This window comes from Parasedimentitalea psychrophila (assembly GCF_030285785.1).
Lineage (GTDB): Bacteria > Pseudomonadota > Alphaproteobacteria > Rhodobacterales > Rhodobacteraceae > Parasedimentitalea > Parasedimentitalea psychrophila.
The window spans coordinates 1,463,163-1,475,673 of sequence record NZ_CP127247.1; the positions used below are offsets into that span (position 1 = coordinate 1,463,163).

Consider the following 12,511-nt stretch of genomic DNA (forward strand, 5'->3'; position numbering starts at 1 on the left):
TCGACTAGGTCCGAGAACTGCCTGCAAAAATCACCCATCAAGTTGCCGCTACCTTGTAAAAACGGACTCAGAAAATGACGCGCATCCATCTTCCCGGCATTGTTGCCATGGCCATAATCGTTGTGGCCTCCAATATCTTAGTGCAATTCCTGTTCGGCCAATGGCTGACCTGGGGCGCCTTCACCTATCCCCTCGCCTTCCTGGTCACCGATGTGATGAATCGCGTCTATGGCGAAGGGCCAGCCCGCAAAGTGGTGCTTGTCGGCTTTGTTGTTGGCGTCCTTTGTTCGCTGATCGGCACCCAGATCATCGGGGAATTTGGCCCGCTGGTAACCCTGCGTATCGCCATTGGCTCTGGCCTCGCCTTTCTCATCGCGCAGATGCTGGACATCTCGATCTTCTCGGCCCTGCGCAAAGGCGCCTGGTGGCGGGCGCCGCTGGCGTCAACGCTGGTTGGGTCACTGATTGATACCGCCATCTTTTTCACAATCGCCTTTTCAGCGGCGCTGATCTGGCTTGAACCAGGCAATGATATCTCTTGGGCAGGCGAAATGCTGCCCCTGCTCGGCTTTGGCCCAATGGCGCCGCTCTGGGTGTCGCTGGCCTGTGCAGACTGGATCGTCAAGCTGTCGCTGGCGCTGATCGCTTTGGTGCCTTTCCGCATCATCGTGGGGAAGCTTACCTCGAACACCACATGATTTTGTTTTGACATCTCCATTTTCTATGCCACGCTGATCCCATGCGTAACAAATGAGAGGAGGTACTCTATGTCTATTGAGAACTTGGAGTTTGGTGTCGGAACAGTTCAGGAGACTCAGCGCTGAGGCAAACCTTGGCACTAGCAGAAACTGAATTGGGGACCGCCTAACCGGCACACCTCCGAAACTCAAGAAGGGCTGCCCGTTACGTGTTCGGTCAGCCCTTTTGATATTTTGAACCAATTGTTGAACCGATTAATGTGACCCCTTTGGACAGATCAGCTACAACGCCGACCTAACACTCCGGCTCAACAGACCATAGGACAATCCCCATGCTGCGCATCACCGACACTATCGCGTTGCAAGACTGGGAATTGAGCGAACATTTTGTCCGCGCCTCGGGGCCCGGCGGCCAGAACGTCAACAAGGTCTCTACCGCTGTGGAACTTAGGTTTGAGGCCGATCGCAGCCCAGCGCTTACCGGGCCCGTAAAGAACAGGCTCAGGCGGTTGGCCGGACGTCGCTGGACCAAAGAAGGCGCGATTGTCATGTATTGCGATGAAACCCGTTCGCAGCAGCGCAACCGGGATCTGATACGTGAAAGACTTGCCGATCTGATTCGCAAGGCGTTGGTCGCCCCCAAGCGCCGCATCGCCACCAAACCAACCCGTGGCTCGGTCCAGCGCCGCATCACCGCCAAGAAACAGCGCAGCGTATTGAAAACGACGCGGGGTAAAATCGGCGATGACTGATCCGGCGATTGCACCCGCGCGGCGCGCTGCTACTTTGCCGCCCAGTCAATTTGGAGAATGTCATGCGCCTCAACGGAAAAACCGCCATCGTCACCGGAGGCGCCTCAGGGTTTGGCGCCGGCATCGTGCAAAAATTCCTGGCCGAGGGCGCCCGTGTGATGATTGCCGACATCAATGGCGACGCGGCCACTGATATGGCCGAAAAACTCGGTGCCGACTGTGTGGCGCAAACGGTGGATGTCGCCGATGCCGCCTCGGTCAATGCCATGGCGCAGGCGGCAATCGCCGCTTTTGGCCACGTTGACATTCTAATCAACAACGCCGGCATCACCCACCTGCCAACCCCTTTGGACGAGGTCAGCGAAGACGATTTTGACCGTGTTTTCAATGTGAACATGAAATCAGTCTACCTCACCGCCCGCGCTCTGGTTCCGCATATGAAATCGCGCCAGTCCGGCGCCATCCTCAACGTCGCCTCAACGGCTGGGGTCAGCCCGCGGCCCAATCTAAACTGGTACAATGCCTCCAAGGGCTGGATGATCACCGCCACCAAGGCGATGGCGGTTGAACTGGCGCCACAGGGCATTCGCGTCAACGCCATCAATCCTGTGGCCGGTGAAACCCCACTGCTGAAATCCTTCATGGGCGAAGACACCCCTGAAAAACGCGCCCAGTTTATCGCCTCCATCCCAATCGGTCGCTTTTCCACCCCCGAGGACATGGGCAATGCTGCCTGCTACCTGTGCTCGGACGAGGCCAGCATGGTGACCGGTGTGGCGATGGAAGTGGACGGAGGTCGCTGCATATGAGCCGCGTAAACCTGGCCGAAAAACTGGCGCTGTTTTCAACCCACTGGAATCCCAAGGTTGTCGCCGATTACAATGACAACGACATCATGGTGGTCAAGTTTCAGGGCGAATTCCCCTATCACTTGCACGAAACCACCGATGATTTCTTCCTCGTTCTCGAAGGTGAGATGGTGATGGACATCAAAGATGGCGACTCGGAAGTGGTCCGCGCGGGCGAACTCTATATCGTCCCCAAGGGCATAATGCACCGGCCTCGCGCCGAGGTAGAATGCAAGGTTCTTCTGATTGAACCAAAAGGTGAGCCCAATTCCGGAAACCCTGCAACTGCCGCGCCAAAACCAAGGATCTAACGCCTTTCTTCTTGTCCAAAATACCTCCGCCGGAGGCAGCGCGCGAAAGCGCGCCCCCCTTCCCTTTTTCACAGGACCCTGCAATGAAACCCGGCCCCAAGAACCTGATCACCGATGTCCCCGGCCTGAAAGTCGGCAATGCACAGGACGATGTTCTGAAATCCGGCACCACGGTGCTGACCGCGGATCACCCGTTTACAGCCTCAGTGCATGTGATGGGCGGCGCTCCGGGCACCCGTGAAACTGATCTGCTGGCACCGGACAAATCAGTGGCCCGGGTGGATGCGCTCACCCTGTCCGGCGGCTCATCTTATGGGTTGGATGCCTGTAGCGGCGTGGTTGACGCGCTGCGGGCCGCAGGGCGGGGCTTCAAACTGGGGCCGGCGGTAATACCGCTGGTCCCGGGTGCAATCCTGTTTGACCTGCTGAACGGCGGTGCCAAAGACTGGCAAGACAACCCATATCACGCGTTGGGCCGGGCGGCCTTTGACGCCGCCGCCGAGGATTTTGCCCTCGGCACTGCGGGGGCAGGCACCGGTGCCCTGACCGCCATGGTCAAGGGCGGCCTGGGCTCAGCCTCCTTTGTGCTGGACAACGGCATCACGGTTGGGGCGCTGGTCGCCTCCAATCCAATTGGCGCGGTGACCACGCCGGGTGATCGGCATTTCTGGGCCGCGCCGTTTGAGATCGACGGTGAATTTGGCGGCTTGGGGCCGGACCCCGCCGCCGGACTGGGCCGCAGTCTCGACAGTCGCAAGATGGACTCCATGCTGGCGCAAGCGGCGGGGCTGCCGCTGCCGCAGGATCGCGGCAATACAACAATCGCCATTGTCGCCACCGATGCAACCCTCACCAAGGCCCAGTGTCAGCGGCTGGCCATTGCGGCGCATGACGGCATTGGCCGCGCCACGGTGCCGGCCCACTCACCAGGCGATGGCGATTTGGTATTTGCCCTCAGCACCGAATCCCGGGAACTGCACACCACCGAATCCGATCTGTCGCTGATCGGCCATGCCGCATCATTGTGCCTGAGCCGGGCAATCGCCCGCGCCGCATATTGCGCAAATCCCATGCCTGGCGACCTGCTGCCCTGCTGGAAAAGCCCCGATTAGCAAGATCCCGCGCGTTTTTACTGATATACATCAAACTCGCGACTGCTTCAGTTGACTATTCTGCCGCGAAGGCAAGTAATGCCTTTAGCCAATTGAACCGGAGCAAACCTATGAAACTACTCGCCGCAGCTGCATTTGTCAGCCTACTCGCCGCGCCAGCCTTTGCTGAGGGTGATATCGCCAAGGGCAAAAAGTCCTTTAACAAATGCAAAGCATGCCACAGCGTCGTCTCGGGCGAAGGCGAAGCCATCATCAAAGGCGGCAAAACCGGCCCCAACCTCTGGGGTCTTCCAGGCCGTGTTGCCGGCACCTATGAAGGCTTCAAATACGGCAAGGATCTAGTCGCTGCAGGCGAAGGCGGTCTTGCTTGGGACGAAGAGGCATTCATTGGCTTTGTCACTAACCCAAAAGAATTCATGCGGGCCGAAACCGGCAACGCCAAGGCCAAGTCGAAAATGTCCTTCAAGCTGAAAAAGGGCGGCGAAGACATCTTTGCCTTCCTCGCAAGTGTCAGCCCGGCTCCGGTCGCCGAGGAAGCTGAAGAAACGACCGAAGAGCCCGCCAGCAACTGATCCGGCAGTCTTTTGAAAAACCTGAAAGGGCGCGGTCACCCGCCGCGGCCTTTCGCTCCATTGCTTTTTGAGCCGCCAGATACTAGCGATTAACCTGGATATGGTCTGATCCGGACAAATCCTGAATTATAACAATCGCGGACCTGGAATGAACACTTTGATCCCAGCCTGGGTGGATGGCACCCTGACCCCGACCGACAAGCTGCTCGCCCATGAAAAGGGCCTGAAACACAAGGCGGTTTCAGTGTTTGTTGTCAAAGGTCTTGATATCCTGCTGCAGCGCCGGGCCCTGGGCAAATATCACACGCCGGGCCTCTGGGCCAACACCTGCTGCACCCATCCAATGTGGGGTGAACAACCCTCGGCCTGTGCGGTGCGACGGATGGAGCAGGAACTGGGAATCACCGGTCTGTACCCAGAATTCCGCCACCACCTGGAATATCGCGCTGACGTCGGTAACAATTTGATCGAGCACGAAGTCGTTGACGTCTTTCTCGCCCATGTGCACCGGCCCCTAAAAATGGTGGTGAACCCGGATGAGGTGATGGATACCCGCTGGGTTGATTACCACGATTTGCTGGCCGAAGTCGCCCGCTACCCTGAGCGCTTCACCCCCTGGCTAAAGATCTACCTGCAAAACCATGCCGATGTCATTTTTGGCCCGGATTTGATTATCGCCTCCAAGTCCTGAACGCAGCGACACTCAGGCCGCTGCCTTGCCCGTAACACCCTATTGTGTTTTCTCTGCAATCAACGACTTGGAGGACTTTCATTGACCATTCTCATCGCTGGCGGCGGCATCGCCGGGCTGACGCTCGGGCTGACACTACACCAGATTGGCGTGCCGTTTCATATCTTTGAGGCCGCGGCCGAAATCAAACCGATGGGCGTCGGCATCAATCTGCAGCCCAACGCCGTGCGCGAACTTTTGGATCTGGATCTGGCCAAAGAGCTAGAGGCCATTGGCGTCAAAACGCGGCAATACGGGTTTTATTCCAAGCTGGGCAAGACCATCTGGGAAGAACCGCGCGGCACTTGGGCTGGCTATGCCTGGCCGCAGTATTCGGTCCACCGCGGCGCCTTGCAGATGATGCTGTACCGCGTATTGCTTGAGCGTGCAGGCGCTGAGTGTATCACCACCGGCGCCCGCGCAGATGGTTTTGAGAACACCGCTAACGGTGCCGTCCTGTTGCTGGCCGATGGCCGTCGCATCAAAGGCGATCTGATTGTGGCCGCCGATGGCATCCATTCCGCCCTGCGCGCCCAGATCGCACCGGATGAGGGCGCACCAATCTGGAATGGCCGAATTCTGTGGCGTGCAACCACCCGGGCCAAGGCCTTTTTGGGCGGCGCCGCCATGGTGATGATCGGCCATGATGATGTCCGTCTGGTTGCCTATCCGATCTCAAACCCGGATGAAAACGGCATCGCCACCCTCAACTGGATCGCCGAGAAAAGCTTCGACCGATCCGCGCCGTGGAAAAAGGAAGACTGGAACCGGGCCGCCGATATCAATGACTTCCTGGCCGATTTCAGCAGCTGGCAGTTTGACTGGATCGACGTTCCAGCCCTGATCAAGGGGGCCGAAGTGGTCTATGAATACCCGATGGTCGACCGGGATCCGCTGGATCAATGGACCTATGGCAATGTCACCCTGATGGGCGATGCCGCCCATCCAACCTATCCGGTCGGCTCCAACGGTGCGGGTCAGGCGATCATTGATGCGCGGGTGATCGGTGCCCGCATCCTCCAGCACGGCGTCACCGCAGCGGCCCTGCAGGCCTTTGAGGATGAGGTGCGCCCCATTGCCACCGGTGTGGCGCACGCCAACCGCTCGGGCAACGGCCCTGATGGGGTATTGCAACAGGTCGAAGACCTCTGTGGCGGCGATTTCGACGATATCAACAGCGTCATCCCCGTCGCCGAACTGGCGGCGCATGCCGAGAAATACAAGGCTCTGGCGGGGTTTTCGGTCAAAGATCTGAACGCCAAACCAAGCATCATCGCGGCGAGTGCCCGGGTCTGAATGGATCGCAACCGCGCCGCGCGTCAGCGCGGCGCCAGGCCCAAACCAGTCCTGGATATTCCGGCGCAGCCGGATATCCAGGACGGTGCGGGAGCCCCCCGTTTCAGATCCCGATCACCGCCTGCACAGCCCGTTTCCAGCGGGCATAGGCCACTTCACGGCTCGCCGCTGCCAGTTGCGGGGTAAACTGACGGTCCAGCGCCCAGGTCTTGGCAAATCCGTCCTGATCGGGATAGATCCCGGCCCGCATCCCGGCCAGCCAGGCCGCGCCCAGCGCGGTGGTTTCCTGCATCACCGGCCGGTCAACAGCCGCGCCCAGCAGGTCTGACAGGCTCTGCATGGTCCAGTCACTGGCACTCATGCCTCCGTCCACCCGCAGGGTGACATCTGTATCACCGCCCCAGTCCGCCCGCATTGCCTCCCACAGATCGCGGGTCTGATAGCCCACACTCTGCAACGCCGCGCGCGCCAGTTCGGCAGGGCCAGAATTGCGGGTCAGACCAAATACGGCGCCGCGGCTGTCCGGCTCCCAGTAGGGCGCGCCAAGACCGGTAAAGGCGGGCACCAGCAGCACATCCTGTCCGGGATCGGCCTTTGGTGCCAGTTCACCCGTCTGGGCCGCGTTTTCGATCATACCCATGCCATCGCGCAGCCACTGCACCGCCGCACCGGCAATAAAAATCGAGCCTTCCAGCGCATAGGTGGGCCTGCCCTCCAGTTGATAAGCGATGGTGGTCAGCATCCGGTTTTTTGAGGCTACAGGTGTATCGCCGGTGTTCAACAGCGCAAAACAGCCGGTGCCATAGGTCGATTTCATCATGCCGGGTTGAAAACAGGCCTGACCGATGGTGGCCGCCTGCTGGTCGCCAGCCACCCCCAGAATCGGGATTTCGCCGCCCAGAAATTCCGCCTGTGTCACCCCAAAATCAGCGGCGCTGTCCTTGACCTCGGGCAGCATCGCCATCGGCACATTCAGCAATCCGCAAATCTCGGCGCTCCATTCCCCCTGACGGATATCATACATCAGGGTGCGCGCCGCATTGGTGGCATCGGTCACATGCGAGGCCCCACCCGTCAGCCGCCAGATCAGAAAGCTGTCGACCGTGCCAAACAGCAGATCGCCCTTGACCGCCTGCTCCCGACTGCCCGGCACCCGGTCCAGTATCCAGCTCAGCTTGGTTCCCGAAAAATAAGGATCCAGCAACAGCCCGGTCTGCTGGCTGATCATCGGCTCGTGGCCCGCGCCGCGCAAAGTCTCGCAGATTGAGGTGGTGCGCCGGTCCTGCCAGACAATCGCATTGTGGATCGCCTTGCCTGTGTTGCGGTCCCAGACCACTGTGGTTTCGCGCTGGTTGGTAATGCCGATAGCGGCGATATCAGCCGCCGTGATATCCAGCTCCGCCATCACCCTGCGGCAGGTCTCAATGGTGCTGTTCCACAGATCCTCGGGATCGTGCTCAACCCAGCCGGCCTGCGGAAAATGCTGGGGGAATTCTTGCTGAGCGCGGCCCGCAACCTGCATCTGACCGTCGAACAGGATCGCCCGTGTCGAAGTGGTGCCTTGATCGATTGCCAAAATATAGCTCATGTCCGCCCCTTGAATTCAGTCTCGAGGCAGACACTAGCCGCAAAATTGCTATCGCGACCAGCCCTTACTAAGTCGTTAGTACATCAACCGCGATATTGTCGATCAACCGAATGCCATCCATCCAGCTCGCCACCAGCAGGCGCGCCGGACGGGTTGGATACTGCAGCAGTTGCAAATGCTCTTCGCAGCGCAGATCAAAATACTCGGTATCCTTGAACCCTGCTTTGTTCAGTTGGTCGCGCGCCTCCGCCGCCAGCGGCGCAAAACCCTCTCCCCCCGCCAGCCGGGCTGCGACTTGCTGCATGATCGGGTATAGCTTTGCGGCGCGCTCCAGCCCCTCGGGCGAGAGCCGCTGATTGCGCGAGGACATCGCCAGACCGGAAGCCTCGCGCACGGTTGGGCAGCCAATCACCTCAATCGGGATATCCAGATCCCGCGCCATGCGCTTGACCACCATCAACTGTTGAAAATCCTTCTGCCCGAAAAAGGCCTGATGCGCCCCGGTTTGCAAAAACAGCTTGGCCACCACGGTGGCGACACCGTCAAAATGCCCCGGACGAAACTCGCCCTCCAATACGTCAGACACACCCGAGACGGAGACATTGGAAGAAAATCCTTCGGGGTAAATCTGATCGCCACCCGGCACATAGATCACATCCACATCAAGCCCCGACAGTTTTTCGGCGTCCCTGTGCTCGGTGCGGGGATAATTGGCCAGATCAGCGGCGTTGTTGAACTGGCGCGGATTGACAAAGATGGTGACGATCACCCGGTCGCAGGCTGCACAGGCAGCTTCGACCAGCGACAGGTGACCGGCGTGCAGCGCGCCCATGGTTGGCACCACGGCCACCCGTTCACCCGCCCGAATCCAGCCTGCATGTCTGGCGCGCAGATCGCTAAGGCGGCGCAGAATCGGGGCTGTCATGTCTTGGCACTCTTGTTGGGGGATTGATCTGCAAACACATGCTCAGCCGCAGGGAAGGCCCGCGTGCGCACCTCAGCCGCATAGGTGGCAATCGCCGCCTCGGCCTCAGCGCCCAGATCGGCATAGCGTTTGACGAATTTGGCTTTGAAGGCGGTAAAGAAGCCAAGCATATCATCAACAACCAGAATTTGCCCATCACAACCAGCTGAGGCACCAATCCCGATTGTCGGGATCACCACCTCTGCGGTAATCTGATCCGCTAGGCTCTGCGGCACCTTTTCCAGCACCACCGAGAACGCCCCGGCATCAGCCACCGCGCGGGCGTCGGCCATCACCGTGGCGGCCTGTTTATCCCTGCCCTGCACCTTATAGCCGCCCAGAGTGTTGACCGACTGCGGTGTCAGGCCGATATGGGCCATCACCGGAATACCACGCGCCACCAGAAAGCGGATGGTGTCAGCCATCTCCACGCCGCCCTCCAGCTTGACCGCGCCAGCCCCGGTCTCCGCCATCAACCGGGCAGCATTGCGGAAGGCCTGTTGCGGGCCCTCCTCATACGACCCAAACGGCATGTCGATCACCATCATCGCAAGCTGCAGCCCGCGGGCCACCGCCTGACCATGCAGGATCATCATCTCCATCGTCACCCCCAGGGTCGAGGGCAGCCCATGCAGCACCATTCCGACGCTGTCACCGACCAGCACAAAGTCGCAATGAGCATCCATCAACCGCGCCATTGGCGTGGTATAGGCGGTCAGACTTACGATGGGTGTTTTGCCCTTGCGGGCGCGAATATCTTCGGCACTGGGGGCCGTCTTTCTGGCAGTGGCGCTCATGTTGGACCTGCTGGCTGTTCGTGTTGCGCACAACTAACAATTTACGCCGCGTGCTTCCAGTGCGCGAAATGTCCACATGGCCTTGATTACGTAACGCAAAGCGGGAACACTCCGCTCAAAGCGCCACACTCACAGGCGCAGACAACCAGACGGGGAGATTGATTATGTCAATAAAATCACTAATTCTTGCGGCAAGTTCGGCACTGGCGCTGACCGCCGGCGCGGCGGTAGCCAAAGATTCGATCATTGTCGCGATGCAGCTGGAGCCACCACATCTGGACCCAACAAGTGCTGCGGCCGGGGCCATCGATTCGGTTCTGTATTCCAACGTATTTGAGGGCCTGACCCGGTTCATGGGCGATGGCTCTGTGGTTCCCGGTCTGGCCGCTAGCTGGGATATCTCCGGCGACGGCTTGACCTATACCTTTAACCTGCAGGCTGGTGTGACCTTTCACGATGGCACCACTCTGGATGCCGGCGACGTGAAATTCAGCCTTGATCGGGCCCGCGCCGAGGACAGCACCAACGCGCAGAAAGCCCTGTTTGCCGACATCGCCGATGTCACTGTGGTTGACGCGCAGACCGTCAAGGTGACGCTGGCAGAGCCGAACGGCAGCTTCTTGTTCAACCTGGCCTGGGGTGACGCAGTGATTGTCGCCCCCGAGAGCATCGACAATATCAAGACCAACCCCATCGGCACCGGCGCTTTCAAATTCGCCAACTGGATGCAGGGCGACCGGATCGATCTGCAGAAAAACGCCGATTACTGGGGCACCCCTGCGGTGCTGAACAGCGTCACGTTCAAGTTCATCAGCGACCCCACCGCCGCGTTTTCCTCTGTGATGGCCGAAGATGTGGACGCCTTTATTGGCTTCCCGGCACCGGAAAACATCCCGCAGTTCGAAGCGGACCCACGGTTCCAGGTTCTCGTTGGCTCGACCGAGGGTGAGACCATCCTGTCAACCAACAACAAGCAAGCGCCATTTGACAATGTGCTGGTGCGTCAGGCTGTGGCCCATGCCATTGATCGTCAGTCCATCATCGACGGTGCGATGTTCGGCTATGGCACGCCGATCGGCAGCCATTTTGCGCCGCACAACCCGGCCTATGTCGATCTAACCGGCAATTCCGCCTATGACCCGGAAAAAGCCAAGGCGCTGCTGGCCGAGGCCGGCCTGGCTGATGGCTTTGCAACCACTCTGCACCTGCCGCCGCCCTCCTATGCCCGTCGCGGAGGCGAGATCGTCGCCGCGCAGCTGGCGCAGGTTGGCATCAAGGCTGAGATCATCAACGTGGAATGGGCCCAGTGGCTGGAAACCGTATTCCGGGGCAAGACTTTTGGTCTGACCATCATCAGCCACACCGAGCCGATGGATATTGGTATCTATGCCCGTCCTGAGTATTATTTTCAGTATGACAACAAGGGCTTCCAAGAGCTGATGAGCGACCTGAACGCCACCACCGATCCCGACAAGCGGATCGCGCTGATGCAACAGGCGCAGACCATTATCTCTGAGGATTACGTCAACGGCTATCTGTTTCAGCTGGCACAGCTGAGCGTGGCCAAGGCTGGGGTTCAGGGTCTGTGGAGCAATGCGCCAACGCAGGCCACCGATCTGACCGCTGTCAGCTGGGCCGACTAGACCCATCACATCACGTCAAAGGCCCCGGCAACGGGGCCTTTTTCAATTCAGGCCCCCGCCAGTGACGGTTGGCCAAACAACAACCCGGATCTGATTGCACCCGCTGCAGGGCCTTTATCCGCATTGGCGCGCAACCCGCACATTTTTCTGCTATACCATTGGCAACAGACGATTTTCCATCTGTGATCTCACGTTTCTTTTACGATCCCTCTGGACCTTCTCAAAGCGCCCTTCTAACGTGCCGCCAATGATAAGATATTCACTCAAACGCCTGCTCTCCCTGATCCTCAGCCTGGCCGTCGCCTCGCTGGTGATCTTCTTTGTCATCGAAATCGCACCGGGAGACCCGGCCTCGTTCATGCTGGGGATCAATGCGCAGCCCGACACGGTGGCAGCGCTGCGCAGTGAGCTGGGGTTGGATCAGTCCAAATTTGCCCGCTACGCCGATTGGGTCGGCGGCATGGTGCAGGGTGACTTTGGCACCTCATACACCTATCGCACACCGGTGGCCGGGATGATTTCCGACCGCTTGTGGGTGTCGCTGCCGCTGGCGCTATACGCGCTTATACTGTCAACGCTGATCGCCTTTCCGGCCGGCATCTATGCCGCTGCCCGTCGCGGCAAAACCGGCGATATGGCCGTGATGGGCGCAACGCAACTAGGCGTCGCGGTGCCGAACTTCTGGTTTGCCATGATGCTGGTGCTGATCTTTGCCATCAACCTGCGCTGGTTCAATGCGGGTGGCTTTGCCGGTTGGGACAACGGACTACTGGCCGGGCTGCATTCGCTGACCCTGCCGGCGATTTCACTGGCGCTGCCACAGGCCGCCATTCTGGCTCGGGTGATGCGCTCGGCGCTGCTGGATATTCTGGGCGAGGACTTTATGCGCACCGCCCGCGCCAAGGGGCTAAGCCGCCGTCAGGCCTTGTGGCGGCACGGGTTGCGCAACGCGCTGATCCCGGTGCTGACCATCATCGGGCTACAATTTTCATTCCTGCTGGCAGGCGCGATCATCATCGAGCAGGTGTTCTATCTGCCGGGGCTGGGGCGGCTGGTGTTTCAGGCGATTTCGGCCCGCGATCTGATCGTGGTTGAATCGGTGGTGATGCTGCTGGTCTTTGCGGTGATTACGGTGAATTTTCTGGTGGACCTGGCCTATGCGGCCGTTGACCCAAGGCTCAGGAACCGGACATGAGATTT

At 59.5% G+C, this 12,511-nt stretch carries 13 protein-coding genes; 10 read left to right on the forward strand and 3 right to left on the reverse strand.

What is annotated here, in order from left to right; translation table 11 throughout:
- Positions 1 to 74: 74 nt before the first annotated feature.
- The 8 genes from QPJ95_RS07025 to QPJ95_RS07060 all read left to right on the forward strand — a co-directional run bounded on the left by QPJ95_RS07025 (position 75) and on the right by QPJ95_RS07060 (position 6,319).
- The gene (locus QPJ95_RS07025; RefSeq protein WP_270917605.1) at positions 75 to 698 is read left to right on the forward strand and encodes a queuosine precursor transporter; all 624 of its coding nucleotides are present in this window, start codon (positions 75 to 77) and stop codon (positions 696 to 698) included.
- A gap of 332 nt (positions 699 to 1,030) precedes the next feature.
- The gene (gene arfB / locus QPJ95_RS07030; protein ID WP_270917604.1) at positions 1,031 to 1,450 is read left to right on the forward strand and encodes an alternative ribosome rescue aminoacyl-tRNA hydrolase ArfB; all 420 of its coding nucleotides are present in this window, start codon (positions 1,031 to 1,033) and stop codon (positions 1,448 to 1,450) included.
- 62 nt (positions 1,451 to 1,512) lie between these two features.
- Entirely contained in the window at positions 1,513 to 2,259 is a 747-nt protein-coding gene (locus QPJ95_RS07035) for an SDR family oxidoreductase (RefSeq protein WP_270917603.1), read from the forward strand.
- A complete protein-coding gene (locus QPJ95_RS07040; protein WP_270917602.1) occupies positions 2,256 to 2,609 on the forward strand; it encodes a cupin domain-containing protein in 354 nt (117 codons plus the stop codon). Before QPJ95_RS07035 ends, QPJ95_RS07040 begins: the two co-directional genes overlap by 4 nt.
- Positions 2,610 to 2,692: 83 nt before the next feature.
- Positions 2,693 to 3,721 (forward strand): P1 family peptidase, encoded by a 1,029-nt coding sequence (locus tag QPJ95_RS07045; protein WP_270917601.1) that lies wholly within the window; start codon positions 2,693 to 2,695, stop codon positions 3,719 to 3,721.
- 110 nt (positions 3,722 to 3,831) lie between these two features.
- Entirely contained in the window at positions 3,832 to 4,293 is a 462-nt protein-coding gene (locus QPJ95_RS07050; protein ID WP_270917600.1) for a c-type cytochrome, read from the forward strand.
- A gap of 148 nt (positions 4,294 to 4,441) precedes the next feature.
- A complete protein-coding gene (gene idi / locus QPJ95_RS07055; protein WP_270917599.1) occupies positions 4,442 to 4,984 on the forward strand; it encodes an isopentenyl-diphosphate Delta-isomerase in 543 nt (180 codons plus the stop codon).
- Positions 4,985 to 5,065: 81 nt separating this feature from the next.
- Positions 5,066 to 6,319 carry a flavin-dependent oxidoreductase gene (locus QPJ95_RS07060; protein WP_270917598.1) on the forward strand — a complete coding sequence of 418 codons (1,254 nt, stop codon included), beginning with the start codon at positions 5,066 to 5,068 and terminating at the stop codon, positions 6,317 to 6,319.
- 103 nt (positions 6,320 to 6,422) lie between these two features.
- On the opposite strand, the gene glpK is transcribed toward QPJ95_RS07060, so the two are convergent.
- The 3 genes from glpK to panB all read right to left on the reverse strand — a co-directional run bounded on the left by glpK (position 6,423) and on the right by panB (position 9,668).
- Complete coding sequence (gene glpK, locus QPJ95_RS07065; protein ID WP_270917597.1) at positions 6,423 to 7,907, reverse strand: glycerol kinase GlpK; 1,485 nt, start codon at positions 7,905 to 7,907, stop codon at positions 6,423 to 6,425.
- A 67-nt stretch (positions 7,908 to 7,974) separates the two neighbouring features.
- Entirely contained in the window at positions 7,975 to 8,832 is an 858-nt protein-coding gene (panC, locus tag QPJ95_RS07070) for a pantoate--beta-alanine ligase (protein WP_270917596.1), read from the reverse strand.
- The gene (panB, locus tag QPJ95_RS07075) at positions 8,829 to 9,668 is read right to left on the reverse strand and encodes a 3-methyl-2-oxobutanoate hydroxymethyltransferase (protein WP_270917595.1); all 840 of its coding nucleotides are present in this window, start codon (positions 9,666 to 9,668) and stop codon (positions 8,829 to 8,831) included. The genes panC and panB overlap by 4 nt, the downstream gene beginning before the upstream one ends.
- 164 nt (positions 9,669 to 9,832) lie before the next feature.
- On the opposite strand from panB, the gene QPJ95_RS07080 reads away from it, so the two are divergent.
- Positions 9,833 to 11,311, forward strand: a complete 1,479-nt coding sequence (locus tag QPJ95_RS07080; protein ID WP_270917594.1) for an ABC transporter substrate-binding protein — start codon at positions 9,833 to 9,835, stop codon at positions 11,309 to 11,311.
- Positions 11,312 to 11,558: 247 nt separating this feature from the next.
- Positions 11,559 to 12,506, forward strand: a complete 948-nt coding sequence (locus QPJ95_RS07085; RefSeq protein WP_270917593.1) for an ABC transporter permease — start codon at positions 11,559 to 11,561, stop codon at positions 12,504 to 12,506.
- Positions 12,507 to 12,511: the final 5 nt, after the last annotated feature.

Coding starts and splice junctions, on each gene's coding strand:
- QPJ95_RS07025 (WP_270917605.1), top strand. CDS start 75: ATGACGCGCATCCATCTTCCCGGCATTGTTGCCATGGCCATAATCGTT.
- arfB (WP_270917604.1), top strand. CDS start 1,031: ATGCTGCGCATCACCGACACTATCGCGTTGCAAGACTGGGAATTGAGC.
- QPJ95_RS07035 (WP_270917603.1), top strand. CDS start 1,513: ATGCGCCTCAACGGAAAAACCGCCATCGTCACCGGAGGCGCCTCAGGG.
- QPJ95_RS07040 (WP_270917602.1), top strand. CDS start 2,256: ATGAGCCGCGTAAACCTGGCCGAAAAACTGGCGCTGTTTTCAACCCAC.
- QPJ95_RS07045 (WP_270917601.1), top strand. CDS start 2,693: ATGAAACCCGGCCCCAAGAACCTGATCACCGATGTCCCCGGCCTGAAA.
- QPJ95_RS07050 (WP_270917600.1), top strand. CDS start 3,832: ATGAAACTACTCGCCGCAGCTGCATTTGTCAGCCTACTCGCCGCGCCA.
- idi (WP_270917599.1), top strand. CDS start 4,442: ATGAACACTTTGATCCCAGCCTGGGTGGATGGCACCCTGACCCCGACC.
- glpK (WP_270917597.1), bottom strand. CDS start 7,907: ATGAGCTATATTTTGGCAATCGATCAAGGCACCACTTCGACACGGGCG.
- panC (WP_270917596.1), bottom strand. CDS start 8,832: ATGACAGCCCCGATTCTGCGCCGCCTTAGCGATCTGCGCGCCAGACAT.
- panB (WP_270917595.1), bottom strand. CDS start 9,668: ATGAGCGCCACTGCCAGAAAGACGGCCCCCAGTGCCGAAGATATTCGC.
- QPJ95_RS07080 (WP_270917594.1), top strand. CDS start 9,833: ATGTCAATAAAATCACTAATTCTTGCGGCAAGTTCGGCACTGGCGCTG.
- QPJ95_RS07085 (WP_270917593.1), top strand. CDS start 11,559: ATGATAAGATATTCACTCAAACGCCTGCTCTCCCTGATCCTCAGCCTG.